24 protein-coding genes are annotated in these 25,629 nt (G+C 52.9%); 8 read left to right on the top strand and 16 right to left on the bottom strand.

All coding sequences use genetic code 11. The features are described from left to right. Positions 1 to 43 precede the first annotated feature (43 nt). The 6 genes from serA (at position 44) to glgP (ending at position 7,334) form a co-directional block, all read left to right on the top strand. A complete protein-coding gene (serA, locus tag ACFE8Q_RS07955; RefSeq protein ID WP_375444837.1) occupies positions 44 to 1,975 on the top strand; it encodes a phosphoglycerate dehydrogenase in 1,932 nt (643 codons plus the stop codon). A gap of 15 nt (positions 1,976 to 1,990) precedes the next feature. Then, positions 1,991 to 2,431, top strand: a complete 441-nt coding sequence (locus ACFE8Q_RS07950) for a hypothetical protein (protein ID WP_375444836.1) — start codon at positions 1,991 to 1,993, stop codon at positions 2,429 to 2,431. Positions 2,432 to 2,434: 3 nt separating this feature from the next. Beyond that, positions 2,435 to 3,517 carry an aminotransferase class V-fold PLP-dependent enzyme gene (locus tag ACFE8Q_RS07945; RefSeq protein WP_375444835.1) on the top strand — a complete coding sequence of 361 codons (1,083 nt, stop codon included), beginning with the start codon at positions 2,435 to 2,437 and terminating at the stop codon, positions 3,515 to 3,517. A gap of 183 nt (positions 3,518 to 3,700) precedes the next feature. Beyond that, entirely contained in the window at positions 3,701 to 4,396 is a 696-nt protein-coding gene (locus ACFE8Q_RS07940) for a hypothetical protein (RefSeq protein ID WP_375444834.1), read from the top strand. Positions 4,397 to 4,508: 112 nt separating this feature from the next. Next, positions 4,509 to 5,510 (top strand): SDR family NAD(P)-dependent oxidoreductase, encoded by a 1,002-nt coding sequence (locus tag ACFE8Q_RS07935; RefSeq protein ID WP_375444833.1) that lies wholly within the window; start codon positions 4,509 to 4,511, stop codon positions 5,508 to 5,510. 162 nt (positions 5,511 to 5,672) lie between these two features. Beyond that, the gene (gene glgP / locus ACFE8Q_RS07930; RefSeq protein ID WP_375444832.1) at positions 5,673 to 7,334 is read left to right on the top strand and encodes an alpha-glucan family phosphorylase; all 1,662 of its coding nucleotides are present in this window, start codon (positions 5,673 to 5,675) and stop codon (positions 7,332 to 7,334) included. Positions 7,335 to 7,420: 86 nt separating this feature from the next. Here the strand turns inward: glgP and ACFE8Q_RS07925 are convergent, their stop codons facing one another. The 11 genes from ACFE8Q_RS07925 to ACFE8Q_RS07875 all read right to left on the bottom strand — a co-directional run bounded on the left by ACFE8Q_RS07925 (position 7,421) and on the right by ACFE8Q_RS07875 (position 19,247). Beyond that, positions 7,421 to 8,350 (bottom strand): bifunctional riboflavin kinase/FAD synthetase, encoded by a 930-nt coding sequence (locus tag ACFE8Q_RS07925; RefSeq protein ID WP_375444831.1) that lies wholly within the window; start codon positions 8,348 to 8,350, stop codon positions 7,421 to 7,423. Between the two features lie 100 nt (positions 8,351 to 8,450). Next, the gene (truB, locus tag ACFE8Q_RS07920; protein ID WP_375444830.1) at positions 8,451 to 9,149 is read right to left on the bottom strand and encodes a tRNA pseudouridine(55) synthase TruB; all 699 of its coding nucleotides are present in this window, start codon (positions 9,147 to 9,149) and stop codon (positions 8,451 to 8,453) included. A gap of 7 nt (positions 9,150 to 9,156) precedes the next feature. After that, the gene (locus ACFE8Q_RS07915; RefSeq protein WP_375444829.1) at positions 9,157 to 10,020 is read right to left on the bottom strand and encodes an undecaprenyl-diphosphate phosphatase; all 864 of its coding nucleotides are present in this window, start codon (positions 10,018 to 10,020) and stop codon (positions 9,157 to 9,159) included. Between the two features lie 133 nt (positions 10,021 to 10,153). Then, positions 10,154 to 10,450 carry a DUF3098 domain-containing protein gene (locus tag ACFE8Q_RS07910; protein ID WP_375444828.1) on the bottom strand — a complete coding sequence of 99 codons (297 nt, stop codon included), beginning with the start codon at positions 10,448 to 10,450 and terminating at the stop codon, positions 10,154 to 10,156. Between the two features lie 45 nt (positions 10,451 to 10,495). Continuing rightward, positions 10,496 to 11,377: a cell division protein FtsX gene (locus tag ACFE8Q_RS07905; protein ID WP_375444827.1), complete on the bottom strand. Its 882-nt coding sequence runs from the start codon at positions 11,375 to 11,377 to the stop codon at positions 10,496 to 10,498. Positions 11,378 to 11,467: 90 nt separating this feature from the next. Beyond that, entirely contained in the window at positions 11,468 to 12,739 is a 1,272-nt protein-coding gene (locus ACFE8Q_RS07900; RefSeq protein WP_375444826.1) for a serine hydrolase domain-containing protein, read from the bottom strand. Positions 12,740 to 12,815: 76 nt separating this feature from the next. Next, a complete protein-coding gene (locus ACFE8Q_RS07895; protein WP_375444825.1) occupies positions 12,816 to 13,802 on the bottom strand; it encodes an L-threonylcarbamoyladenylate synthase in 987 nt (328 codons plus the stop codon). Then, complete coding sequence (locus ACFE8Q_RS07890; RefSeq protein WP_375444824.1) at positions 13,799 to 14,632, bottom strand: S1 RNA-binding domain-containing protein; 834 nt, start codon at positions 14,630 to 14,632, stop codon at positions 13,799 to 13,801. The genes ACFE8Q_RS07895 and ACFE8Q_RS07890 overlap by 4 nt, the downstream gene beginning before the upstream one ends. Before the next feature lie 130 nt (positions 14,633 to 14,762). Further along, positions 14,763 to 15,749 carry an NAD(P)/FAD-dependent oxidoreductase gene (locus tag ACFE8Q_RS07885; protein WP_375444823.1) on the bottom strand — a complete coding sequence of 329 codons (987 nt, stop codon included), beginning with the start codon at positions 15,747 to 15,749 and terminating at the stop codon, positions 14,763 to 14,765. Positions 15,750 to 15,922: 173 nt separating this feature from the next. Beyond that, entirely contained in the window at positions 15,923 to 16,639 is a 717-nt protein-coding gene (locus ACFE8Q_RS07880) for an outer membrane lipoprotein-sorting protein (RefSeq protein ID WP_375444822.1), read from the bottom strand. Positions 16,640 to 16,667: 28 nt separating this feature from the next. Then, positions 16,668 to 19,247 (bottom strand): TonB-dependent receptor domain-containing protein, encoded by a 2,580-nt coding sequence (locus ACFE8Q_RS07875; RefSeq protein ID WP_375444821.1) that lies wholly within the window; start codon positions 19,245 to 19,247, stop codon positions 16,668 to 16,670. A 198-nt stretch (positions 19,248 to 19,445) separates the two neighbouring features. Here ACFE8Q_RS07875 and ACFE8Q_RS07870 point away from each other — a divergent pair, with 198 nt between their 5' ends. Both ACFE8Q_RS07870 and ACFE8Q_RS07865 read left to right on the top strand, forming a co-directional pair. After that, a complete protein-coding gene (locus ACFE8Q_RS07870; RefSeq protein ID WP_375444820.1) occupies positions 19,446 to 20,303 on the top strand; it encodes a hypothetical protein in 858 nt (285 codons plus the stop codon). Positions 20,304 to 20,348: 45 nt separating this feature from the next. Then, entirely contained in the window at positions 20,349 to 20,669 is a 321-nt protein-coding gene (locus tag ACFE8Q_RS07865; protein WP_375444819.1) for a DUF721 domain-containing protein, read from the top strand. Here the strand turns inward: ACFE8Q_RS07865 and ACFE8Q_RS07860 are convergent. The 5 genes from ACFE8Q_RS07860 to ACFE8Q_RS07840 form a co-directional block, all read right to left on the bottom strand. Beyond that, complete coding sequence (locus ACFE8Q_RS07860; RefSeq protein ID WP_375444818.1) at positions 20,612 to 21,808, bottom strand: glycosyltransferase family 87 protein; 1,197 nt, start codon at positions 21,806 to 21,808, stop codon at positions 20,612 to 20,614. The two genes, ACFE8Q_RS07865 and ACFE8Q_RS07860, sit on opposite strands and share 58 nt — an antisense overlap. Positions 21,809 to 22,010: 202 nt before the next feature. Continuing rightward, a complete protein-coding gene (locus ACFE8Q_RS07855) occupies positions 22,011 to 22,796 on the bottom strand; it encodes a polysaccharide deacetylase (RefSeq protein ID WP_375444817.1) in 786 nt (261 codons plus the stop codon). Then, a complete protein-coding gene (locus ACFE8Q_RS07850) occupies positions 22,751 to 23,749 on the bottom strand; it encodes a glycosyltransferase (protein WP_375444816.1) in 999 nt (332 codons plus the stop codon). Before ACFE8Q_RS07850 ends, ACFE8Q_RS07855 begins: the two co-directional genes overlap by 46 nt. Positions 23,750 to 23,814: 65 nt before the next feature. Then, positions 23,815 to 24,339, bottom strand: a complete 525-nt coding sequence (locus ACFE8Q_RS07845; RefSeq protein ID WP_375444815.1) for a shikimate kinase — start codon at positions 24,337 to 24,339, stop codon at positions 23,815 to 23,817. 122 nt (positions 24,340 to 24,461) lie between these two features. After that, positions 24,462 to 25,604: a BT_3928 family protein gene (locus ACFE8Q_RS07840; RefSeq protein ID WP_375444814.1), complete on the bottom strand. Its 1,143-nt coding sequence runs from the start codon at positions 25,602 to 25,604 to the stop codon at positions 24,462 to 24,464. Between the last annotated feature and the right edge of the window lie 25 nt (positions 25,605 to 25,629).

Below are 25,629 nucleotides of genomic sequence, written 5' to 3'. Positions count from 1 at the left end.
ACTGATTGATGTACAACAACCTGATTTATTAATCCTCTTGCAGATGACCACCCAACCGCCAACGTTCCAATCAACGGCATTGCCCACCGACCAGACCTATTACGTCATTGATTTCGACAGCACCTTTACGAAAGTAGAAGCGCTCGACATCCTGGGCGAAATATCGCTGGCTGGCCGTCCTGAACGGGATGATGTGCTCGACCAGATCAAAACGATCACCGACCGGGGCATGTCGGGCGAATTATCGCTGGCCCAATCCATTCACATGCGCCTGAAACTGCTGAACGCCCACCGCGATCAGCTTCCGGCCCTGATCGAGCGCCTGTCAACGATGGTGTCCGATTCGTTTCAGCGCAACCAGGCGTTTTTGACCGAACACGCCGATCAGATTTTTATCGTGTCGAGCGGCTTCAAAGAGTTCATCGTGCCTATCGTTACGGCGCTTGGCATCAAGGCAGAAAACGTGTATGCCAACACCTTCGAGTTTGACGATGAGGGCCGGATTATTGGCTGCGATGACACCAACCCGCTGTCGCAGGATCGGGGCAAGGTGAAACTGATTAAAGAACTGAATTTCGACGGCGATGTGTACGTCATCGGTGATGGGTATACCGACTACGAAATCCGGGAATCGGGGCTGGCCAACCGGTTTTATGCCTTTACAGAAAACGTTTCTCGTCCCAAAGTGGTGGCCAAAGCAGATCACATCGCGGCCTCACTCGACGAGTTTTTATTCGATAATAAATTGAGTCGCAGCCAATCGTACCCCAAAAGCCGGATCAAAGTACTCCTGCTCGAAAACGTGCATCCTATTGCCGTAGCGTTGCTCGAAAAAGAAGGGTTTAGCCTCGACGTTCGCAAAGGCGCACTCGACGAAGACGAACTGATCGAGGCATTGCAGGGCGTTCACATCCTCGGAATTCGCTCGAAAACCAACGTAACCCGCCGCGTAATCGAAAGCTCGCCCAAGCTGATGACCATCGGTGCGTTCTGCATCGGCACGAACCAGATCGACCTCGACGCGGCCACCGAGAAAGGCGTTGCCGTGTTCAACGCGCCGTATAGCAACACCCGGTCTGTAGTGGAACTGGCTGTTGGCGAGATGATTATGCTCATTCGCGGTATTGTTCCGAAGAGCAATAAAATGCACGCTGGTGTGTGGGACAAATCGGCGGTCAACAGCTTTGAAGTGCGGGGTAAGAAACTCGGATTGGTCGGTTACGGCAACATCGGCACCCAACTGTCGGTAGTGGCCGAGGCGCTGGGCATGGAGGTTTACTTCTACGACGGGGTGGATAAACTGGCGCTGGGCAATGCCCGTAAATGCCAGACCATTGACGATCTGCTGGCCGTGTCAGATGTGGTAAGCCTGCATACCGATGGTCGAAAAGAAAATAAAAACCTGATCGGAGCCCGCGAATTCGGGCTGATGAAACAGGGTGTTATTTTTATGAACCTGTCGCGGGGCCATGTGGTCGATATTCCGGCGCTGGTCGAGGCGATCAAATCCGGTAAAGTAGCCGGGGCTGGTATCGATGTGTTTCCGTACGAGCCCAAGACCAACAATGAAGAGTTTATCAACGAACTGCGCGGCCTGCCCAACGTAATCCTGACGCCGCACGTGGGTGGCAGCACGGAAGAAGCGCAGGCGAATATCGGTCAGTTTGTGCCGGGCAAATTACTCAGCTACATGAACAACGGAAGCACCTACGGCAGCGTAAACTTCCCGGAGTTGCAGTTGCCGCTGCTTCATGATTCGCACCGGCTGCTGCACATTCACGCCAACGTACCTGGGATTCTGGCGAAAATGAATAACATATTTGCCAAATATCATATTAACATTCAGGGCCAGTATCTGAAGACCAACGAAACCATTGGGTACGTTATCTCCGACATCTCGAAAGATTACGCCGACGAGGTTGTGCAGGAGCTGAAAGACATTGATAACACGATTCGATTCCGGTTGCTGTATTAACAAAACTGAACGTAGATGGAAAAGAAAGAAGATCCTCAAAAGGTGGTGTTCACCTGGAAAATGCTCCTGCTTTCTTTTTCTTTTCTGATTGGAATGACTCCAATATTGATTGGCGCTTTCTACCGGAATAGCCAGCGCAAGGCGATCCGGGAAGATCAGGCATTCACAACCGGTACGATTAGTAAGTTTGTCAAAACCGGTAACGGGAAACGCAGGTGGTACGATGCCTATGCCGATTACCGGGTTAACGATCGGGTGTATACCTGCATTGGGAAGGCCAAAAGTAGATTGACGGAAGCCCAGTGCAACTCCCTGATTGGCGTGCGGATGCCCGTGATCTATGAAAAAAAAGACCCTGCCAACGCTTATCTATTGACCAGTACGAAGGCATTCAATCGATTCAATTTTGATTTACCTGACAGCCTTGGCTGGACAGCGCAGTATTTTACGGATTAACCTATGACAAACACCTACTTTACTCCTGGTCCGGCGGAACTGTATCCGACCTTTGCCCAGCACCTGAGAACGGCGATGGATGAACAAATTGGGTCGATATCGCACCGAAGCCAGCGGTTCCGGGATATATACAGGTACACGGATGAGCAACTTCGCACGCTGTTAAACATTCCGGCTAGCCACGGAATCTATTTCACGGGTTCGGCCTCCGAAGTGTGGGAACGGATGTTGCTCAACTGCGTGGAGCACGAAAGTTTTCACATGGTAAACGGGTCGTTTTCCCGGAAATTCTACGACTATGCGTTGAGCCTGCACAAGTTTGCCCACATTAACGAAAAGCCATTCGGTCAGGGATTCGATGCCGCCGAAATTGACGTACCCGACTATGCCGAACTCGTAGCCATCACGCATAACGAAACCTCGTCGGGGGTGCAGTTTCGGCCAACGGAAATCCATAAATTGAAGCGGAAGTACAGCAAAAAACTGTTCTGCGTCGATATGGTCTCGTCGGCACCATACCCCGATCTGGACTTCGCGCTGGTGGATTCGGCCTTCTTTTCGGTGCAGAAAGCCTTTGGTATGCCCGCCGGTCTGGGCGTCTGGATTGCCAACGAAGCTTGCCTGGAAAAAGCTGAGCGGTTGCAACAATACGAGTCCATGACCATTGGTGCGCATAACACATTGCCAATGCTGCACAAACATTACCAGACGTTCGAGACGCCCGCTACGCCCAACGTGCTGTTTATTTACCTGTTGGGGAAAATCGCCGCTGATCTGAATAAAACCGGTATTGCGGCCATCCGTCGGCAAACCGAAGACCGGGCCAAACAGATTTATAAATTTCTGGAATCAAACGACGGGTTCACGCCCTTCGTGAAAGAAGATCGGCACCGGTCTCAGACGGTCATTGTGGCCGAAACCACACGCCCAGCGGCTGAAGTCATTGCGGCCGTGAAAGAAGCCGATATGATCGTAGGCAGCGGCTATGGTAAGTTTAAAGATGGGCAAATCCGCATCGCCAATTTTCCGGCTACCTCAGCCGAGCAGGTTGGCAAACTACTGGCCCGGTTGAGGGAAGTAGGGTAGCAATGTCTCAAGTTTCAGGTTTCCAGGGCCCCGCTTATCTACGATTTGGTAGTAGGCGGGGCTCTTTTTTGTTGAACTGTAGTAGGGTCTGTAGCACCTGATAGGCGAAACCTGAAACTCTTTTATGGTAAACCAAACAGAATCTACCTAGTTAGTAGAGAAATTGACATACTCAACTTAGCTATGAAAACGATTATCTACACTGCCGCTTTGATGGCGGCTTGCGCGGCAGGCGGATTTGCTCAGGACAGCCGATCGCAGCCCGATTCAGCATCCCGGCGCGAACGAATTAACCAGAAGACAGAGGAGGTAAAGCAGGATGTGAACGAGGCTACGGACCGGGCGAAAGTGAAATTTCGGGAAGAATACGAAGAGAGCCGGTCGTATCAGGAGCGTAACCAACTTACTTGGTTCCAGAAGGGTAGTATGATGGGCAGCGCGTCGCTAGGTTTTGGCACCGGGTCGGGCAGTGGCACGTACCTGGCTTTTGCGCCCCGCGTCGGTTATTTCCTCAACACCGGCCTGATGGCTGGCCTTCAGTTTAGCTTCGACAGTCGGTTGAACACCAGCTACCGGGCTAGTCAGACGGGTGTTTTCCTGCGCTATTATCCCTTCCGTACGCGAATCAGCGGTTTTGGTGGGTTTGGCTACAACTTTGGCAGCGAGAAGTCGAGCAACATTGGAGCCGACGAGAAGGCTCGCTACCAGAGTGTCAATTTGGAAATTGGTACCATGATTTGGATTCGTCCAAACCTCGGTGCTGAACTGGCCCTTGAAAGCAACTACTTCAATCAGGCCGATGCGCTGGCGGGTCGCAACAAAGGCGGCCGTTTCCGCTTCGGTGTAAACTACTTCTTCGGCAGACCGAATAAGCTTTAAAAAGTAATTACCATGTATGATGAACAATGAACAACGGCTTCGCTCAGGTACGTCCTCCAACAGTGACAATGTACATTGTTCATCATACATGGTACATTAAAAAACCAACGTTATGAATCAGAAAAAAGGAACCGGAAAGACAGCACTTATTACGGGTGCTTCGAGTGGAATTGGTCAGGAGTTGGCCAAATTGTTTGCCCAGGATGGGTTTAATCTTGTTTTGGTGGCCCGGAGCGAAGAAACCCTTCACCGCCTCAGCGAAGTATTCGAAATGAATTATGGCACCGAAAACGTGCTGGTGATCGGTAAGGATTTATCGGAAGAAAACGCCGCACAGGATGTCTACGATCAGGTGAAAGCCAAGGGTATCACCGTCGACGTGCTGGTAAATGACGCGGGCGTATCGACCTATGGCAAATTCGCCAACGAGACCGATTGGGAGACAGAGAAATCGCTCATTCACCTGAACGTGCTCACCACGACGCTGATGACCAAGCTGTTTTTGAAAGACATGGTGGCCCGCAACGAAGGAAAGATTCTGAATCTGGCTTCGCTTGTGTCAATCACTCCCTTCCCGCTTCAGGCTGTTTATGCCGCAACCAAATCGTACGTATGGAATTTGACGCAGTCGCTGGTGAATGAATTGAAAGACACCAATGTGACGATAACGGCACTGATGCCAAATGCAACCGATACCGATTTTTTCAACAAAGCAGGCGCCGCCGATACGCTGGCTACCGAAATCCTTGACGATGCAGCGATGGTGGCCAAAGATGGCTACGATGGGCTGATGGCCGGAAAGGCGAAGGTGGTGCCGGGTGGCATGAAGAACAAAGTGACCGAAGTGATGGCCTACGTGGCTCCTCAGCAAATGCTGGCTGGCCAGATGCGTACGCTCAATACACCGAAAGAACAGGTCGCCCAGGAAAGTAAAGAATCGGCCTGGACAATCGGCCTGAGCCTGGCGGCCGTCGCTGTAACGGGTATTGCATTGGCCGCACTGTATCGGAATGCACCACTGGCCGACAGACTGAACGCTCAGTATCAGTACGGTAAAGCCCGCTATAAAGTTGGTAAAGCGTTTGATCGGGCAAAAGAAGCGTTACCGGTTTAAAAAAAGTTTAACGTGTAAGGTCCAATGGTCAACGTTACTCTGCTGATCGCTAGATATGTGAGCTAGCCATCAGCAAAGCAACGCTGAACATTGGACTTTAAGCATCAAGTCCTTTATCTTACGGTTTACTTACCTTTACCATCGTACTCTTAACCTGACTTTATGGCAACTACATTACCCATTGCTTTTCAGCATCCATATGCGATTGATCCGCGTTTTTCTAAGTCGGTAGCTTACTTCTCGATGGAGTTTGCTGTGGATCAGGCATTGAAAACGTATTCGGGCGGGCTGGGTTTTCTGGCTGGGTCACATATGAAAAGTGCCTTCGACCTAAGGCAAAACCTGATTGGTATCGGAATGCTCTGGAAGCAGGGGTACTATGATCAGGTACGTATGCCGGATAATTCGATGGGGGTGCTCTTTCGCGAGAAGATCTATTCATTTTTGCAGGATACCGGCGCTTATTTTACCATCAATGTGTTTGATCGGCCAATCTGGGTACGTGCCTACTACCTCGATCCGGTCCATTTCAACACGGTGCCCATGTTCTTTCTTACCACTGATGTGGATGGAAACGACGAACAGGCCCGCTCTATCTCGTACCGGCTCTACGACAACGATCCCACCTTGAAAGTAGCGCAGTGTATGGTGCTGGGGCTCGGCGGTGCAAAATTTCTGGATGAGATCGATTACAGCCCGGACGTGTATCATTTCAACGAAGCGCATGCCTTGTCGGCGGCGTTTCACCTGTATCAGAAGTTCGATAAGTCGAAAGAAACGCTGCGGGAACGGCTGATCTTTACGACCCACACGCCGGAAGAGGCGGGTAACGAAAAGCATAATATCCATTTCCTGGATAACCTGAGCTTCTTCGGTGGCCTCCCGCTCAATGAGGTTCGCGAATTGACGGGTATTCACGAAGATGTGTTCAATCATTCGCTGGCGGCCTTGCGCATGGCCCGGCGTGCCAATGGCGTATCGAAGCTGCACGGCGAAGTAGCACGTAAAATGTGGGGGCAGTACCCCGACATCTGTGAAATAACGCACGTGACCAACGCGCAGAATTACCGCTACTGGGCCGATACGCAACTGGCTGATGCCTACCGGAGTAAAGACGCCTCAGCGATGAGCATCCGCAAACGGGCCATGAAACAACCGTTGCTGAATATCGTGGCCGATCAGGCAGGTAAACTGTTCGACCCCAACGTGTTGACGATTGTTTGGGCTCGTCGGTTTGCGGCCTACAAACGCCCTGACCTTCTACTGGCCGACGAGGAGCGCTTTGTAAAGCTGCTGTCCAATTCAACGTACCCAATTCAGATCATATGGGCGGGTAAACCCTATCCGTTTGATGAAGGAGCCAAGCAGAATTTCAACCGGCTGCATTACCGTAGCTACCTGCACCCCAACATGGCCGTGCTGACGGGGTACGAACTGGCCTTGTCGAAAGCGCTTAAAGACGGCGCCGATGTGTGGCTCAATACGCCCGTTGTACCCCGCGAAGCCTCAGGTACGTCTGGCATGACCGCCGCCATGAACGGAGCTATCAACCTATCAACGAACGACGGGTGGATTTGCGAATTTGCCAAACCGGGCGTGAACAGTTTCATCGTGCCCGAAGCCGACCCGCAGGCCACCGCCGATGTCCGGGACGCCCATGACCGCAACGGTATCTTCGACTTGCTGGAGCAGCATATCCTGCCCACCTACTACGACCGCCCAAACGACTGGCAGGCATTAGTGACGCAAAGCATGACCGACGTGCTGGCGTATTTCACCGCAGAACGAATGGCAACGGAATACTACGAGCGGGTGTATGTTTAACGTTTAATGTTCAAGGGCCAAAGTTGCTCTGCTAAGCCACGTATTCAGCCATTCGCAGAGCGACTTTGGCCCTTGAACATTAAACGTTAAACCAAAAGCTCCCTCGCGGTTTGCTCGTCTTTCTGAAGCTGCTCGACCAGGGCGGGCAGGCCGGTAAATTTCTGCTCGGGGCGTAGGAATGCGCGGAATTGCAAGGTCATGTGTTCGCCGTAGATGTCTCTGTCAAAATCGAAAATGTACGTTTCGATAGTCTGATGCTCACCGGCTACCGTTGGCCGAAAACCGATGTTCAGCATACCGCCGTACGTTTGCCCGCCTTGTATTACATCAACAGCGTAAACCCCGTTGGCCGGAATTAACTTTATGGCGTCGTCGACCTGCAAATTGGCCGTTGGAAAACCGATGGTACGCCCAAGCTGACGGCCTTTTACAATAGTACCGGTTACCGAATAGGGGCGACCCAGAAAGCGCGTGGCCGCGTCGATATTTCCCTCGTTCAACGCGGTGCGGATTTTCGAGGAACTGATGCCGATCGCTTCAATATCCTGCCGGGGGATCTCTTCGACCTCAAAACCGTAGTCGGTCTGGTGGGCCTGAATGTAGTCGAAGCCGCCTTCGCGATCCCGACCGAACCGGTGGTCATAGCCGATAACAAGTTTCTTTGTGCCTAATCCCTCCACGAGCACCTGCTGGATAAACTCTTCAGAGGTCAACTGCGAAAAAGCCCGTGTGAATGGAATCACCACCAGATGGTCGACGCCCGCTTGTTCGAGTAACTCGATCTTTTCATCCAGTGTACTCAGCAGCCGTAAATCCTGGCTGTCGTTAGAAACCACCGTCCGGGGGTGCGGCCAGTAGGTCATCACAACCGATTGCCCGTCGGCATGGCCACGAGCCACTTCGTTGAGTCGTTTCAGAATGGTTTGATGCCCCAGATGCACCCCGTCGAAGGTGCCGCTCGTTACAACGGCGTAGGGGATAGGCGATAAGCTGTCGATGCCGCGATGGACGATCATAGATTATAATGTCATTAGGTAGTCATTAGTTGTCATTAAGTGGTCATTCATTGTTCAGATTCCGGCAATGAATGACCACTTAATGACAACCAATGACTACCTAATGACCGTTTAAATACTGTTCAATAAAGCCCTCTACTGTATGGGCATCTTTTACGTCGAACTCGCCAATGCGGGTTCGGCGCAGGACCGACATGTAGGCACCATTGTTGAGCGAAAGGCCTAAATCGCGCACCAGACTGCGAATGTAGGTGCCTTTCGAGCACACAATACGGAAGTCGATGGTGGGGAAATCGTTGGTCATTACGTTGAACGTGGAGACCGTAACCGTCCGGCTTTTGATGCCTCCTTCCACCTGATCGGCAGTTTCGCCACGCCTTGCCCGTTCGTATAGCCGTTCGCCGTTTACCCGGATGGCCGAGTAGATAGGCGGTATCTGTTGCAGTTCACCGGTCAATTGCGCGGCGGCGGCACGTACCTGCTCGTGCGTAATACCCGACGTGTCGAACTCGCCGTCGAAGTCAGTTTCCAGATCGACCGAAGGGGTAGTTTTGCCCAGCACCAACGTACCTGTATACTCCTTTTCCTGCGCCTGATAGCTGTCGATCTGCTTGGTCATTTTTCCGGTGCACAGAATCAGTAAACCCGTTGCCAGCGGGTCGAGGGTACCGGCATGACCAATTTTCTTGATCTTGCAGGCGCGGCGTATCTTGTTTACCACGTCGAACGAGGTCCATTCGCGGGGCTTGTCGATCAGAATGAGTTGCCCCGGCTCGGGGGTAGGCTGGTTTGGGTCCATGCCAGAATTAGAGAATATCAATTTTTACTCCGGCGGCCAGCAGGCCCAGGATCGCCAGGCCAACGACGATGCGGTAATAGCCAAAGACCTTGAAACCGTATTTATTCAAAAAACCAACAAAGCCCCGAATCGCCAGTAGCCCGACCACAAACGCAATCGCGTTTCCGATTAGCAATGTTTGATAGTCAGCCGGTTGTAGCATCTTGTACGTCTTCAGCAACTTGTAGCCAGTAGCCGCAGCCATGGTAGGAACAGCCAGGAAGAACGAAAATTCAGCCGCCTGCTGACGGGTCAAGCCCTGCGTCATGCCGCCAATGATGGTTGCCGCTGAGCGCGACACGCCGGGAACCATGGCGATGCACTGGAAGAAACCAACTTTCAGTGCTTCAGGAAAGGTAATGTCATAATCCCGTTCCGCGTGTTTCTCGATGATCCGGTCGATGAAAACCAGGATAACGCCCCCCACAACCAGGGAAATGGCAACGACCGTCACGTTCTCTAACAGGCTGTCGATGAAGTCGTTGAGCAGAAAACCGATCACCGCAGCGGGTAGAAAGGCGACCAGTAGTTTCAGGTAAAAATCGAGCTGACCGGATACAGGGCTTACCAGCTTCTGTGCGAAACTGGGCAGGGCATTGTACCAGACCATATCGGCGCGGGTACGCGTGTCGCGCAGGAAACGGCGGTAATACAGAACCAGTACCGAAAGGATGCAACCGAACTGAATATCAACGGTATAGAGCTTGGTGAACTCGTCGCCGCTAATGCCTGCCAGCGACGAATAAATAATCATGTGGCCGGTAGACGATACGGGTAAAAACTCGGTCAGGCCCTCGATAATGGCCAGCATGATGGCATGAAACAGACTCATATAGATAGTATCAGTGAAACAGGTCCCAAAGCTACGATGAACAAGAACGGCTACCTACAAAAAAAGGGAACACAAAGCGAGTGGACCGTGAGGTAACCCGCTTTGTGTTCCCAAAATGACACCCGTTGACCAGTTAGCTAGCTGTTTCGGCTGGTTTTTTCAGGATGGCGAAAAACTCGATGATAAAGCCCGCTGTCACAACTAGGGGGCCGAGCGTAAGACCGAAGAAGCCAAAACCAAACGGTTCGGTGTCGATGGTCATGATGAAGAACCCAACCAGAATGGTCACGATACCCGCAATCATCAGTTGGAAGTTAGCCTTTCCGAAAGGCATCGCCGGTACATACGACGGCGTTGGCTTGGTCGACAACGGCGTTGGAATACCCGTAACTGGTGCAGTCTTGGGTGTTTTGGGGCGAACAGATTCCATATAATTCAATCGTTTTTAGGGGCCAACCGGTGGTTGGCAATGTCATCAATATAACTCGTCGAGCGAAAGGTCCAGGTAACGGTGAACAGCTTGTAGCGTACTTAGCAACCCGATAACCATACCCAGTACAATCAATCCGCCCGCCAGCATCAGCAATTGCAGGGGGTCGGTCAGCGTATTCAGTTCCGGCAGGCCCAGGATGGCGGCATACCAGGCAATGAACAGAATAGTAGCCGCAATAAGGCCCGCCATAAGCCCCTGGGTCAGCCCCCGCGTCAGGAATGGGCGGGTAATAAACCCATTCGTCGCGCCAACCAGTTGCATACTCCGAATCAGCAGCCGTTGCGAATACAACGCCAGGCGAATGGTGTTGTTCATCAACACAACGATAATAATAAGCAGCACCAGGGCAAAAACAGCCATCACCGCGTATATTTTGGTGATGTTCCGGTTGATGTTGTCGACCATATTTTCGGGGTAAACGACTTCAAACACGCCATCCATTTTTTCCAGACTGGCTTTTACTTCCTTTAACTTATCCTCCGCAAAATAGTCTTCGCGCAAGCGGATCCGGTAACTGGCATGCAGCGGATTATCGGCCAGGAACTGCGTAAAATCTTCTTTCGTTTCCGCAATAAATTCCTTCGCCGCATCATCTTTCGACACGTACCTGAGCTGTGCTTTGCCATCTGTCACGACCACGAATGGCTGATCGGCCAGCGTTTTCGCCAGCTTGAGCCGGTCTGTCGAGTCCAGGTCGTTATCCAGGAAAGCCCGTACTTCGTTGCCTTCCCGCACGTTGGTAACCAGCCGTTTCGACTGGATGGCCAGCAGGCCACAAGCGCCGATAAGCAACAGCGCCAGGGTCAGGCTAAACAGGATTCGACCGGTTGGGTAGGCACCCACATTTTTTTTCTTACGCGCCATTGAACAAAAATAGCCTTTTTCAACCAACGATCGCTTCTACGCAATCGTGTACGGCCGATGAATTAGGAAAAATTAACGGTAAATAGTAAGCTACTTATCCAGCGCCTGATACACCAGCACGCGGAATTTATCGTTTAGGTCGCCGTAAGAGTTTGGGTATTTCTGGGTCATGATCAGGCCAATAATGCCTTTTTGCGGATCAGCCCAGTAGTTGGTGCCGAAAAATCCACCCCACTCGAACATGCCGACCGAGACGGGGAGTTTGGCCGCCGCTTTTTCGGTGGAAATGCCAAAGCCAAGCCCAAATTTGTTGTCGCCCTGATTGAGCGCCCCAATCTGGTTCTGCGTCATCAGGTGGACCGTGGCAGGTGCCAGTAGTCGTTTTCCGCCATATTCGCCGCCGTTCAGCATCATTTGCAGAAAAATAGCGTAGTCGTAGGCCGTCGATGACAGACCAGCGCCACCTGAGTAATACGTACCTGGTTTGGCTGGGTAATCAGTCATACCAAACTGAGCAGGCATAGGTACCACGGCTTTCGTTCCCGGAGTTTCGGTATATAAGGTGGCGAGGCGGCCAGTTTTGCTGGCGGGCATGTAGAAATAAGTATCGTTCATGCCCAATGGCTCGAAAATACGGGTACGAAAAAACTGGTCGAGCGATTGGCCGGAGATGACTTCAACGAAGTAGCCAAGTACGTCGGTGCTGAGACTGTAGGTCCATTTTTCGCCCGGCTGGTTCACCAGTGGCAGCCTGGCCAACGCCGGAATCGTTGCCGACAGGCTGTACATGGGCGTGCCGATGCCGCTTGGAATACCACCTTTGGCGTAGATGGCCACGGCTTCCTTCGTGCCAATACCTGCGTAGCTTAACCCCGACGTGTGCGTCAGCAACTGCCGGATCGTGATTTCGCCTTTAGCTGGTTTGGTCGTGTAGGTGGTATCTTTTTCGTTGTAGGTGTCGAGCACGACGGGGCTCTTAAAAGCCGGAATGTACTTCGAAATAGGGTCGTCGAGCAGGAAACGGCCTTCTTCATACAGCATCATCACCGCCAGGCTGGTAATGGCTTTCGTTTGTGAGGCAATGCGCATAATGGCGTCGCGCTGAAGGGGCGCTTTGGTGGGGCTACCGTTTTCGCCAAACGCTTTATGGTACACAATCTGCCCGTTCCGCACGACCAACGCAATAATACCGGCCTGCTTGCCCTGATCGACGTATTCTTTCAGCACCCGGTCGATGCGTTGGAGCCGGTCGGCGCTTACGCCCACGGTTGCCGGTGATTTGGTGTCTGCGAGTTTATACGGCTGGGCAACCGCCGTAGTAAATGAAATAAAGAAGAGTAACAGGTTGATGGAGAAACGCATAGGGAGTTTGGTTAGGAATAGCACTACAATGAATGAAACATACTGCAAAAGTAGTTAACTACAATGCCGACAGAACTCACGCCGCTGCCCGTCTTAATCGATCGTTTATGGCACGGCCGAGGCCTTCGTCGGGCACTAGCTGGGCGTATAATTGCGTAACGGGTAGTGTATCCAACCGACGCAGGTACGCAAACAGATGGCGGGCTGCTTCCAGTACATCGCCATTGGGCGACAATACCAACTGATTGGCTTCGGGAATGCCGGGCAACGTACTTGAGAACACCAGCGCACCCACCGAATTGGCAAATTGCTCAGCGGGCAACGTACCCAGCGCCGCCGGAACCTCACCATCAGCCAGCAACGTCAGTGGCTTGCGGGGGGCGTAGTGCGAGGTAAGCATACCCGGTGCCTGCGGATGCGCCTGTTCCTGCGGATTTGAACTCGATGTTTGTACGCGAAGAGGACCCGTAATGGCTTCCAGTTGCTCCAGCGCCATGCCGCCAAGCCGGTACACCACCGCCCGACCAGCTTCGTCGAAACCAATAATGGTCGATTCAACGCCAACCGGGCAGGGGCCGCCATCGAGGATATACGGCACCTGATCGCCCAACTGGTCGGCTACGTGCTGCGCGGTGGTGGGACTGATATAGCCGAACGGATTGGCACTGGGAGCCGCCAGCGGAAAATCGAGCGACTTCAGCAGGGCCAACGTCAGCGGGTGATCGGGAATTCGGACCGCGACGGTATCCAGGCCGGAGGTGGTCAGGTCGGGTACGTGGTCGCGTTTGGGTAAGAGCAACGTAAGCGGACCCGGCCAGCAGGTACGTGCCAGTTGCTCGGCAACGGGTGGCAAGTCGCGAACCAGCCCGCGTATTTTGTCGAGTGAATCGGTGTGGACAATCAGCGGGTCGAAGGCGGGGCGGTTCTTTACCCGGAAGATCGTCAGCACCGCCTCGTCATTGAGGGCATTTCCGGCCAGGCCGTAGACGGTCTCGGTCGGAATACCAACTACGTTCCCTGCTTCGAGCCACTGCCGGGCAATGGTCAGGTCTGTGCCAATCATGCCAGATAAATCCCGTCTTCTTTCAGCACAACCTTCCGATCCTTGTACAGCGCACCAATGGCTTTTTTGAACGTCTTTTTGCTCATTTCCAGTAGCCTGTAAATGGCTTGCGGGTCAGACGAATCGGTTAGCGGCAGAAAACCATTCTGCGCCTTGAGCTTATCCAGAATCACCTGCGCGTTGGGTTCTACTTTGGCATAGCCAGCGGGCTGCAGGCTGAGGTCAACGCGCAGGTCTTCGCGGATGCGTTTTACATAGGCGTTAACTTTATCGCCAATCCGAAGCGGTTTAAACAACTCGTTGGCGTAGAATAGACCCCGAAACTGATCGTTCACTACGGCATTCAGCCCAAGGTCGGTGCGTTCGTAAACCAGGGCCGTTACTTCATCGCCTTCTTTGAGGCCTTCCGGCGCCTCATCATCAACGAGGGCATTGATTTTCGAGGAGCCGATCAGCCGGTCGGTGTCGGCATCGTAGCCACAGTACACCACATACCAGCGACCTTCCGACATGGGTTCTTCCTGCGCTTTGGTGGGTACCAGCAGGTCTTTCTCCAGTCCCCAGTCCATAAACGCACCAAACGACGAAATGGCGACGCATTTCAGCGCAGCGAACTGATTGCGCAACACAGCCGGGCGAAGGGTTGTGGCAATGGGGCGATCTTCCGAGTCGGTATAAACGAATACCTCGATCTCATCGTCTTCACGCAGATCATCGGGTACGTATTTGTTGGGTAACAGAATGTCGTTGTCGTCTTCGTCACCCAGGTACATGCCCACGCTTGTCATTCGCAGGGCCGTAAGCCGGTTATATTGGCCAATAGTAATCATAGGGCAAAGGTACGCGGATTATGTTGGCACACGGAAGAGTAATGGGTATGCGGGATTCATATAGGAACACGAATTGGGTAGATCAAACGGATGTACACAGATTTTTTGATTTTAAAGGGATGTACTCCGCTTAAATCGGAAAATCCGCTTGTTGGAGTAGCGCCCGCGCCATGGCCAGACCGGAGAGATACGCACCTTCGACGTTGCCCTGTCCAAAACCGTCGCCTCCGAATAGGAGCGGGACCTGCGTTGAGGCGGCCAGAAACGGTTCCTGGTAACGTACGGTTGCATTGCTGTACCGCCACCGATGAATCTGCTGACCAACGATCGTTCCGGGTGAAATGTAATCGGCTACGGCGGCTACAAGGTCTGGAATGAGCGCATTCAGATCAGGGTCGTCCAGATGTTGCTGGCTATAGCTGTGGGAGGCATGAATCGTTACAGTGGGTAAGTCGGGCGAAACGCCTTTCTGCTGATTATCAGCAATCCAGGATACGGGGCTGTCGGGAGGTAGTTTTAGTCCGCCGGGGGCAGGTACGTTGCTGGGCTGACTGAGCTGGAGCATCACTGCCAAACAGGGTTCGTAGTGAATCGATTCCAGCGCGGCCTGGTCATCGGGAGAAAGCGAAAGGCCCGATTCCTGCCAAAGCGCCAGTACCTGTGGCGCGGGTATCGTCACAAGCAGCGAGTCGGCACGGATCGTTTGGCCATCGTCGAAAGCCACCTGCCAGCCGTTGTCTATCTGGCTAACCTGCACTGCGCGTTTTTCGGTTTGCACCGTCAGGCCATTGGCCAGGTATTTGGCAATGCTGCTCATGCCTTCAGCGCCTACAAAGCGTGGATGCTGGAACGAAGCCGGGTCTGACTGCTCGATATGCCATTCATGCACAATGCCCGCCGTGAGCATCGTCTGCGTGAGCGCCTGGAACTCGGCAGACCGGGCCGAAAAGTATTGAGCCCCGTGGTCGGCGCGGCCGTTGGCAATGCGGCGGGTGGCTAGTCGACCGCCAACGCCCCGGCCTTTATCAACGATGATAACGTCGTGATTATGTTGAGTCAATTCGCGGGCGGCTGTCAGCCCGGCCAGTCCGGCGCCAAGTATAAGCGTAGTGGGCATAGTTGTCAATTATCAATTACCACTGATCAATTATTGGTCAAGCTACTGATGAAACCAGCAGATGACAGAAAGTTCTTACACTGGTTCAATGTATTGGGTGAAGGACACTACCTTACCGAAAAAGCCGCTCAACACTGAGCGGCTTTTTCGGTAAGGTAAATAAGGACGGGTAATTACTTGGTTGGCTTAGTGAAGATTTTCTCATCAACGGGGCCATTCACCGTTACTTTGTTGGTGTTGAAGGAGATGCTACCCATCTGCCCACCAACGATTTCCATCGTGTTAGGAAATTTAACGCCATTCACTTCTTTATAGTCCGACAGAAGAATTTCGCTTTCCTGTCCGTTAGTCATTGCTTTGATTTTGCTTACCAGGTACGTTGTCGCATCCACGTACTCATCAATTGCCGGACCGTCTTTCGGAGTCACTTTCAGGTGATACACGTCTTTCTTGTCAACCTGCTCTTTACCTACGAGCTCTACTTTAGTGCCATTCTCTTTGTAGTTGACCAGCGTGCCAAACGGATACAACTGGCTCATCGACTGTTTCAGGGCATCGGCAGGCATATCTTCGGGGTCACCGGTGCCACCCATCATGGCCGGGCGGATCATCCAGCCAGTAGTGCCATTCACTACTTGAACCATAGAGTTGCCCATAACAGTTGATTCCGAGCGCATTGCTTTTCCTACAACAACCGTAGTGACACTGGGAATTTCCATACCCTGTACGGCTAATGAACGATCAGTAACCACCGTTTTCACGGCGTTCAGTTTGTCCATACCGCCGAGGGCAGCTACGTGTTTACTAACGATCTCATCAACGGTTTGGGCATACGCTCCGAACGAGACGAAGGCGGCCAGGGTCGCGGCCAGGAATTTGTTGGTTTTCATTAGATAAGCTTTAGTTAAGTTGTTAGTTCTACTGCCGTGGAGCGCCGCCCGCCGGTGCACTGCCCCCACCAGTCGGGGCGCCGCCACCAGTACCGTCGCTCTTCACATCGTCGTTATTTACGCCTTTTGCTTTCTTGCGCGGTGCATCCATCGTCATCTTGCCAATCTTGTAGGTAAAGGTTAGACGGATACCCCGGTTGTAAAGATACACGTCGTTGACCTGACTGAATTGAGAAGAATTGAGAACGGTGTGAATATTGAATCGATCCGACAGGAAGTTCTCGGCGGCGAGGCCCACACTGCCTTTCTTGTTGGCAATGTCTTTTTTAACACCCACCGTGTAGAACCCGAATCCGCCCTGCTTGCCCTGCAACTGAATAGTGTTGCCTTGCATAAAGCCGAATGCCTGAACGCCCCAGCCGTGGCCAAACTGGGCCGAAGCCATTGTGCCACCACTGATCTGGAGGCCGCTGTTGGTCAATTGCTGCGATATGCCTTTTTCTCCGATCGCCTGACCCGTCAGGCTGGTGTAGAAGCCATTGAAGAATACGCCAATGTTGATTTTCGAGGTCAGCGCCACGTTGGCGAAAACGTTGGTGCCATAGGTACGTTGCCGACCGATGTTCTGATAGGTTGTTACGATAGCGCCCGGCAGCGAATCCGACGGCTGGCTAACCTGCGTAATGGCGTTGTCCGTTATCCGGCCGAAGAATGTGGCGGTAACAAACGTCTTCTTGATGGTGCGGCTCAGGCCCAGTTCAATATTGTCGGTCAATTCAGGGCGTAACGCCGGGTTACCAACGGTAATCACCTGTGGGTTGGCGGCGTTGAAGTTCGGGTTCAACTGCTGAAGACCAGGCCGCTGAATCCGGCGATTGTAACCCAGCTTGAACGTTGTACCACTGAACGTTTTCGAGGCATTGACGCTGGGAACCAATACACCATAGTCGCCAATACCAATCGGGCCGCCTTCTTTCGTGCTGGCGTCGATGAACGTGTGTTCATAACGCACGCCTCCTTTGAAGGTATACCGTTTTTTGGTGGTGTACGTATACGATGTGTAGCCTGCCGCAATGTTCTGATGGTACAGCAACGCGCCCAGCTTGTTGTTCGACTGCGTGGTCAACTCACCCGAGGCACCACCAAACAGGTAGCTGTAATCACTGTCTACCTGCCGGAAAATGGCTTTGCCGCCAAACTCAAGGAGTTGATTTTTCTTGACAGGTGTCTGGTAATCAGTTTGTAGTGTGAATTCCTGGTTCAGGTTCGAGTTCAGGTTTCGCTGGCGGCTGACCAGCGCGGCTGAATTGTTATACAGGTTGGCGTCGAAATTATTGGTCAGATCAGTCCGGCTATACAATGTTGAAATGCTCCATTCCTGCTGGGGTTTGAACGTGTGCAGGTAGTCGATGTTGGTATCAATGGTGCCCGACAGATTTTTGGCATCGACGTTCCGGTTAATGCTTGATCCGGGTATACCGTTGGTGAGTAGCTGAGTGACCAGATCCTGTTGCGTACTGAAATTACGAACGCCATACCGTACGCCGGCCGTAATGCTCTGGTCTTTAGCCAGATCATAATCAAAGCCCAGGTTGTACTGACCAAAAATACCTTCGCTTTTGCCCTTTCCGTTCTGCTGAGTAACGGTCGAAACACCGTTCGATCGGCTCGTTTGTTCGAGTTGAGTGTCGGTTTTGGTGTTGTAGATGCCACGACCAAAGCCGCCAAGCGTAAAACCAGCTTTTCCTTTTCGGTAGCTGCCGTTGAGCGACAGCGACGAGCCCCGGTTACCAATGCCCGAATCGACGTTCAGGTTCAGTCCCTGGAGGCTGTTCTTTTTTGTAATAATATTAATAATGCCGCCCGATCCTTCCGCATCATATTTTGCCGATGGACTGGTGATTACTTCCACCGTCTTGATCTGGTCGGCCGGGATTTGCTTGAGCGCATCAGACACGCTGCTGGCCACGATCGTACTGGGCTTATTGTTGATCAGCACCCGGATGTTACTGCTACCCCGAAGCGATACATTTCCGTCGAGGTCAACGGTGAGTAGCGGCACTTTACGGAGCACATCGGCCGCATCACCCCCTTTGGCCGTGATGTCTTTCTCGGCGTTGTACACCAGGCGATCTACCTTCTCTTCGATCAGTGCCGACTGGCCAACAACGGTCACTTCGTTCAGCATCTTCACGCTGGAACTGAGTTTGATAACGCCGATGTCGAGCGATTGGCCGTTGCTAACCGTCAGGCTATCAATGGTTTTGGTGCGGTAACCAACAAATGTGATCAGGGCTTTGTACTGGCCGGCTACTAGCTTGGCGAGGGTAAACTTACCTTTTTCATCGGCTACGGTTCCGTCTACGGCTTTTCCGGTTGCGGTATTATACAGGGCTATACTGGCAAACTCGACGGCTTTCGTCTGCGCTGAATCGACAACGTACCCAGTTATTTTGGCGGTTCCTTTGGGGCTATTATCACCTGCTGTGCCGGGCAGGGCTTTGGGTTGAGTAGCGCCGCCAACCATGCCCGGAAACTGGGCAAAAGCGGGTGCCGATAAACTGGCGGTAAGCAGGGCAGCACTGATAAGTAAAACGGTCGTCTTCATAATTAGTCGGTTGTACAATACAAAGATGTTGCTCGGCCAAAATGTGTGAAAACGAAAGGGGATAGACCCGGAATTAAACAGGATAGACAGCAGTTTCTGCCCGACGAACGGCGGACAGTACAAAAGTGGACTGGTCTTTATCGCCCTGAAATCGACCCAACGTAAAACTGTATGTTCGTTCTCGTCGTTGAGTGATTCATGCGTTGGCCTATCATCCGTTGGTTTGTTGCTTTACTGATTGCCCTGCCTCTTGGAACGTTCATCCTGTTTCCAACCTTGTGGCGATGCCTGACCATTGTCCACGCCAGCGATTTCCAGCCAGTAAAGGCGGGTGACCGAACACTCTACATCAGTACCGACGCTACGCCCCGGCAACGCGACCTATTATTCAGTCATGTACAGGTTGCGTCGGCCCGTATCCGGCAGTTCTGGGGGAGGCAACAGGGGAAAGCGACGATCATTTATTGCCCCACGCAGGATCAGTATGCCCAGTATTGTTCGGGCGGTGAAGGGGCTGGATGCAGCCTTGGTATGCCCTGGGGTGATTCGTTCCTGGTGCTGGGACCGGAAGGCAACAGCCCCGATGTGATGGCCCACGAACTATGTCACGACGAGTTATTCGCTCGCCTGGGCTGGCTGACGATCAAGCGGCAGGTGCCCCAGTGGTTCAACGAAGGACTGGCGTTGATGGTCGATTATCGTTTTTCAAGTGGTGGAAGCACAGCCCGCGAACGATTTCTGATCTACGATGCCGAATGGAAATACCGGGCTTACGGCCCCGAAGGGCTCAGCCCGCAGGTGGTGCCGGTACTGTCGTCGCTCGAGACGACCCGCGACTTTTTCTACGGAGACTACAGCCGCGTGATGCTGGCGTACCTGACGGCTGGCCGCGAGGTGTCGCGCTGGTTGGCTACGGTTGGCCCATCGGCACTGCCCCGCCTGATCTCGGACTTGGCTGAGGGTCAACGGTTCATGGATGTATACCAGTTTGCTCACATCAGGAAGGCAGGTACGTCGCAAAAAAATGTTCAGTCCGCAAACAGTCCGTCGCATTAACGGATTAGTATCTTTGTAAATAGTCCCCCAACGCTTTGCTCCGATATGACCAACAACAAGTATGTAACCGCGACGTCCCGTAATCCAGGGACCACCACCGTCAAAGAAGCGTTTGACAAGCTGTTACAGGTCTACAAGCTACGGGGGCGCTTCAACGAAACGTACCTGGAAGCGTACTGGGGAAGAATGATGGGGCAGGCCATTGCCTCGCGTACGACCCGTCTCTACGTCCGCGAGAGCACGCTCTACATCGAATTGTCATCGGCCCCGCTCCGTAGCGAGTTGGTGAACGCCAAACAGAAGGTAATTCAGTTGGTCAACAAGGAAGTAGGATCGGAAGTCATTTCCGATGTCGTCTTCATCTGAGTCCAGAGTTGGTATTGCACGCGCAACCAGACCAGCACACAGGGAACCGCTTTGATGCTGTAGGGCACAAAGAACTCATTCTGCCACACTTTAGGGAATAGGTCGGTGGGTGAGAAAGAAGTAAAAATAATCACCAGTGCCAGCAGCACCTTGTCGAGCGTCGACACCGGCGAGTCGAGCGTTACCCACCACAGGGCTACCCCAACTACGGCTAGTACGTAGGTCGGCGACTCCGCCATTTTGTTGAAAATAATCACAAACAGCAGAAAATACGCCAGCATACGCCGCTGATACGTACGATCCTGCCAAAGGCTGATTCGCGCAAATGGCGCCAGAAAAAGTGTAATGCCGATCAGTTCGAGAATGCGCAGATTGCCGTCTGTTTTCGCCATGCCGAACCAGGCCACCAGAATCCCCGGCACCGAAATCAACGTACCCAACTTACTATCGACCACCACACGCCCCCATTCTACGTATTCGCTCACTACACTACTCCAGGGAATCATTGTCCAGGGAGCCAGGCCAAGCAGTATCGTCCAGACGACCATAGCGAGTAAGAACTGCCCTTTTTTGGGGTAGAACAGAAAGAAAATGGCGGCTCCTACCCCGTAGAATTTGATGTACAGGCATAGGGTGAACAACAGCGCCGCCAGCCATACCCGCTGGTTGCGCAGGTAATAAATACCCAGCAGCATAGCACCCACAATGAAATTATTGCTCTGCATGTTCTGGGCGGTGATCAGGGCTTCGGCAAAGACGATCAGCAACACGATCGTCCGTTTCCGGTTGGCATCGGCATAATCGCTGAGGTAATACCAGATACCTGCTACCAGCATAGCCGCGTTCAGCAGGTTCCAAAGCAATACCCCGAGCCAGTTGGGCAGGTAATAGAATGGCCCCATCAGCCAGGCAAACGTGGGGCTGTACTTATAGTTGTCTTCAAACAACGTTGGGTGCAGGCCGTAAATCGTCTTGTCGATCAGAAGGTTATGAAACGGCTTGGCAAACATCAGGTAGTTATTAAACTGCCCGAGTGCATATTTCTGGCCCGCCACGGCAGTGAAAATAACCAGCGTAATGGCGGCCATCCGGTAGGGCGTCAGCCAGCGAAAGGTGCTGGTAGGAAGCGTGTTTGTCACGAGAGAAAGTGTGTTGATAAGAGTTTCAAGTGTTCTTGGCTGTGTTCTTCGCGCTCGGTTCGGGCTATGCCCGGTGCAAGTAATGCTCCGCTACGATAAGCATGTCAAATTCAAATTGATAGCTTAAAAGAAAAGCCATCGAAAGCGGAGCATCACTTGCACCGGGCATGGCCGGTGTAACCGAGCGCGAAGCAATACACCACTAGGTCAGTGTATCTGCAAATTCACCCATAGTCGTATACTCACCGTGTTGCCGAAGAAACCGGAGCAGGGCTTCAACCCGGTCGAGGAGTTCATCGCGGGAGTAGCGCTTAACGTACCCGGGAATCTTGTCAAATTGGGCCAGATCGGTGAATTCCCAGGGGTGTACGTACAGGTTCACAAACCCGTCGGCGCGGAGGGTTTGCAGGCAGAGTTGCTTGTACAGCGCAAATGGGAAGTTTTTCAGGCTGAGCCAGAACAGGGGTAACCTGATATGCGGCGTTACCGAAGCCGGAATCTGCCAGATCGTTTTCTCGCGGAAGGGCAGCCGGGGCTCGCCCCAGTGGTTGTAGCGGCCGGGGATGAACGTGGGATGCAGTGATGAGTTGTATACGTACCCGGCCGCTACCAGGTCGTCGGGGTTGGTTTCGCCCATCCGTGCCCGCCGGAATCCCCGGATGGGTTGGCCGAGCAGGCCTTCCAGCGCCTGTTTCGACGTGGCCAGATCAGCCGGTTCAAACGTGGTGTGGTAATACCCGTGCGACGCTATTTCGTGGGTTTTGGCCAGGCGTTTCATCAACTTGGGTTCGTGCAGGGCGTAGTTGGCCGTAGTAAACAGCGTGGTTCGCGCCTGCAACGCATCAAACCGCTCGGCCAGCAGGCGCAGTCCTTTAGTCGAGACGGCAATCTGGTCGCTGAGCGAGAGGTCGTGGCCATATTCGACGGCCGTATCAAACTCCTCTACGTCAACGGTGAAGAGTATATGTCGGGGGTTGGTAGTTGCCATGTAATGACTTCCTCAATCTCGCTTGTGTCACCGATGATGTACGGCGGGCGACGTTTCACCTCCACAAACGTTTTCCCCAAATATACGCCCATAATACCGATGACGATGAACTGAACCCCGCCAATGAGCACTGTCAAGACAACCAGCGTGGTCCAGCCGGAGACAGTGGCGTTGGTGAAAAAGTATTCATACAGCACTTCCATGCCCACCAGTACGGCCAGCAGCGCCATCACAAAACCAACGGCAACCGACACGTATAACGGTTTGGTGCTGAACGAAGTGATGCCCATCATGGCCAGTTGCAGCATCTTTTTAAACGAGTATTTGGTTGTGCCGGCAAAGCGGGCAGCGGGTTCATATTCGATGCGGCATTGCCGGAAACCCATCCACGAAATCATGCCGCGCAGAAAGAGATCGTTCTCTTTAAACTGTTTCAGTACGTTCAGTACTTTCCGGTCGAGGAGGCGGAAATCAGCGGCGCCGTCTTCAAGCTCCAGGTCAGAAGCGGCGCGAAGAAACTTGTAGAAATTGCGCGACGTAAACCGTTTTTTCCAGGGGAGATTCGGGTCGGGCGTGCGAACGGTATACACTACATCGAACCCCTCGCGCCATTTTTTAATCAGTGTTGGAATCAGTTCGGGTGGGTGTTGCAGGTCGGCATCGAGGCTAATGGCGCAGTCGCCCCGTGCATGGTCGTAGCCAGCCCGCAAGGCTACCTGATGCCCGAAATTCCGGGAGAACGACAGAAAACGAACTTCGTCAAACGTCTGGCTCAATTGCCGGAGCACCGCTTTTGTCTGGTCGGTACTGCCATCGTCGATAATCAGGATTTCGTAAATTCCCAGTGGTTCCATCACCGCCCGAAGCCGCTCAACCAGGAAGGGGAGGTTGTCTTCTTCGTTGAAGGCGGGAATAACGAGACTGATCAGGTTAGGAATAAGCGGGGCGTTCATGAAAGGCAGCAGGCTACACAGAAAAAACTGGTAACAAATATACAAACGAGAGTGGCTGTACCTACCTACAACCAGTCGCCCAGTAACGTAAGTAAGTCTTGCTCAGTAATATCGCCCGTCATCTGGATATCGGCCTGCTGGTAAACCGGTAACCGCTGAATCTGCTTTTGCCGTAACACATCGAGTAGTGCCTGATCATCAGCGTCGAAAAGTGGCCGTTCAGGCGTCGTGGTAGGAAACTGCCGGGCGTGCGTGATCATGCGTTGAGCCAGTTCCTCGGGCGCCACGTCCAGAAAGACCGATAAACCCGTTGCTTTGATATAGGCCATGTTATCGTGAAAACAGGGCATACCGCCACCTGTTGCAATCACCAGGCTACCGCCCGGCCTGATCGTTCGGAGCACACGGGCCTCTGCTTCGCGGAAATACGCTTCGCCTTTCTGCGCAAAAATATCGGCCACACTGCGCCCTTCTTCCCGAATAATCAGCCGGTCGGTATCAACAAAATGATAATGTAGGGCACGGGCCAGTCGCTTGCCAAGCGTACTCTTGCCCGACGACGGCATGCCAATCAGGTAAATGTTCTTCATGATAGATGGGACGGAAGTCCAACGGTCAGGGTCTAACATCCAAAGTCGCTCCGCTACATCTGGTCAAGGTGATGTAGCGGAGCGACTTTGGACGTTAGGCCCTGACCGTTGGACTTCTAAGTTTACTTCACCGCTTCCAATACCTCGGCTTTGCCCGGTGTGCGGTTGTTATGCCATTTGCCACGTACCACGCCATTGCTGAGTAACCACGTACCTGGATCGGCGCGCATGATGGTTTTCAGTACGGTGGCGTCGCCTTTATACGCGGGAATATCGAGCAAAAACTCTTTCTTGAACGCATTGATGGCTTCGTCAGATGCCGAGGTCAGCAGCAATGGCGTCACCGTCGTTCCTTTCAGCTCGTTGACCAGCGTTCGGATGGCGGGCAACGTACCTGCGTCGATCGTGGCGGGGTCTTTCACGATAACAAACAGCTTGTTGCCCTGAAAACTCTGCTCGGTGAAATCGCCCTCTGTATCGCTCCAGACCCGATAATCAGTAATCTTTGGCTTGGCCGATTCGTTCAGCGTAATCATCTCTTTAAACTTGAACGTCGTATCGGTGGGGTACTTTTCCATCTCATACTCCTGCCCGTCTTTGGTCATGATGTAGCTGAACCGCAATGGCTCCGACGGCTTCATCTGCGCCGGAATGTTCTTGCCCACGGCGTAGGGAAGCATATCGAGCGGCGACAGGTATTGAATGGCCCAGACGCCAAGCCCTACCGACAGCACAAACGATAGAAAAACGGCCCATCCCGTCTTGCGGGATTTCATGCGGTTTCGGTGCCCGATAATGAACAGAATCAGCACCATCAGCACCACGTCTTTGGTAAACGATGTCCAGGGTTTCAGTTTCAGGGCCTCGCCAAAACAGCCGCAGTCGGTTACCTTATTGAAATAAGCCGAATAAAAGGTCAGGAACGTGAAAAAGCCAACCAGCAACAACAGCAGCCAGGTAGTCAGCTTGGGACGGTACGACACCAGCAACGCTACGCCCAGCACCACTTCGGCGGCGCACATAAACACCGAAAAGTAGAGCATATACGGAATGAATGCGTGAAAGAACCCCGCCAGCGCAGGCAGGTCTTCGGCAAACACCTCGAAATATTCCGTCATTTTGATCTGCGTCCCGACCGGGTCATTCATCTTGATCAGGCCCGACAGAATAAAGAGCAATCCAACCAGGAACCGGGCAATTCGGGCGATGGTCAGCATCGTGGGCGTTCCTGTCTTTACGGGGGGCTGTGGTGTCGTTGCGTTCATGTTGAGGTTAAAAAGAGGCGTTGGT

Source organism: uncultured Fibrella sp. (genome assembly GCF_964250085.1).
Taxonomy (GTDB): domain Bacteria; phylum Bacteroidota; class Bacteroidia; order Cytophagales; family Spirosomataceae; genus Fibrella.
This window is presented reverse-complemented; position numbering and strand designations above follow the sequence as displayed.

Coding starts and splice junctions, on each gene's coding strand:
- ACFE8Q_RS07950 (WP_375444836.1), top strand. CDS start 1,991: ATGGAAAAGAAAGAAGATCCTCAAAAGGTGGTGTTCACCTGGAAAATG.
- ACFE8Q_RS07875 (WP_375444821.1), bottom strand. CDS start 19,247: ATGAAGACGACCGTTTTACTTATCAGTGCTGCCCTGCTTACCGCCAGT.
- serA (WP_375444837.1), top strand. CDS start 44: ATGACCACCCAACCGCCAACGTTCCAATCAACGGCATTGCCCACCGAC.
- ACFE8Q_RS07895 (WP_375444825.1), bottom strand. CDS start 13,802: ATGATTGGCACAGACCTGACCATTGCCCGGCAGTGGCTCGAAGCAGGG.
- ACFE8Q_RS07935 (WP_375444833.1), top strand. CDS start 4,509: ATGAATCAGAAAAAAGGAACCGGAAAGACAGCACTTATTACGGGTGCT.
- ACFE8Q_RS07845 (WP_375444815.1), bottom strand. CDS start 24,339: ATGAAGAACATTTACCTGATTGGCATGCCGTCGTCGGGCAAGAGTACG.
- ACFE8Q_RS07915 (WP_375444829.1), bottom strand. CDS start 10,020: ATGAGTCTGTTTCATGCCATCATGCTGGCCATTATCGAGGGCCTGACC.
- ACFE8Q_RS07925 (WP_375444831.1), bottom strand. CDS start 8,350: ATGATCGTCCATCGCGGCATCGACAGCTTATCGCCTATCCCCTACGCC.
- ACFE8Q_RS07870 (WP_375444820.1), top strand. CDS start 19,446: ATGCGTTGGCCTATCATCCGTTGGTTTGTTGCTTTACTGATTGCCCTG.
- ACFE8Q_RS07840 (WP_375444814.1), bottom strand. CDS start 25,604: ATGAACGCAACGACACCACAGCCCCCCGTAAAGACAGGAACGCCCACG.
- ACFE8Q_RS07900 (WP_375444826.1), bottom strand. CDS start 12,739: ATGCGTTTCTCCATCAACCTGTTACTCTTCTTTATTTCATTTACTACG.
- ACFE8Q_RS07885 (WP_375444823.1), bottom strand. CDS start 15,749: ATGCCCACTACGCTTATACTTGGCGCCGGACTGGCCGGGCTGACAGCC.
- ACFE8Q_RS07940 (WP_375444834.1), top strand. CDS start 3,701: ATGAAAACGATTATCTACACTGCCGCTTTGATGGCGGCTTGCGCGGCA.
- truB (WP_375444830.1), bottom strand. CDS start 9,149: ATGGACCCAAACCAGCCTACCCCCGAGCCGGGGCAACTCATTCTGATC.
- ACFE8Q_RS07865 (WP_375444819.1), top strand. CDS start 20,349: ATGACCAACAACAAGTATGTAACCGCGACGTCCCGTAATCCAGGGACC.
- ACFE8Q_RS07945 (WP_375444835.1), top strand. CDS start 2,435: ATGACAAACACCTACTTTACTCCTGGTCCGGCGGAACTGTATCCGACC.
- ACFE8Q_RS07910 (WP_375444828.1), bottom strand. CDS start 10,450: ATGGAATCTGTTCGCCCCAAAACACCCAAGACTGCACCAGTTACGGGT.
- ACFE8Q_RS07905 (WP_375444827.1), bottom strand. CDS start 11,377: ATGGCGCGTAAGAAAAAAAATGTGGGTGCCTACCCAACCGGTCGAATC.
- ACFE8Q_RS07880 (WP_375444822.1), bottom strand. CDS start 16,639: ATGAAAACCAACAAATTCCTGGCCGCGACCCTGGCCGCCTTCGTCTCG.
- glgP (WP_375444832.1), top strand. CDS start 5,673: ATGGCAACTACATTACCCATTGCTTTTCAGCATCCATATGCGATTGAT.
- ACFE8Q_RS07850 (WP_375444816.1), bottom strand. CDS start 23,749: ATGAACGCCCCGCTTATTCCTAACCTGATCAGTCTCGTTATTCCCGCC.
- ACFE8Q_RS07890 (WP_375444824.1), bottom strand. CDS start 14,632: ATGATTACTATTGGCCAATATAACCGGCTTACGGCCCTGCGAATGACA.
- ACFE8Q_RS07855 (WP_375444817.1), bottom strand. CDS start 22,796: ATGGCAACTACCAACCCCCGACATATACTCTTCACCGTTGACGTAGAG.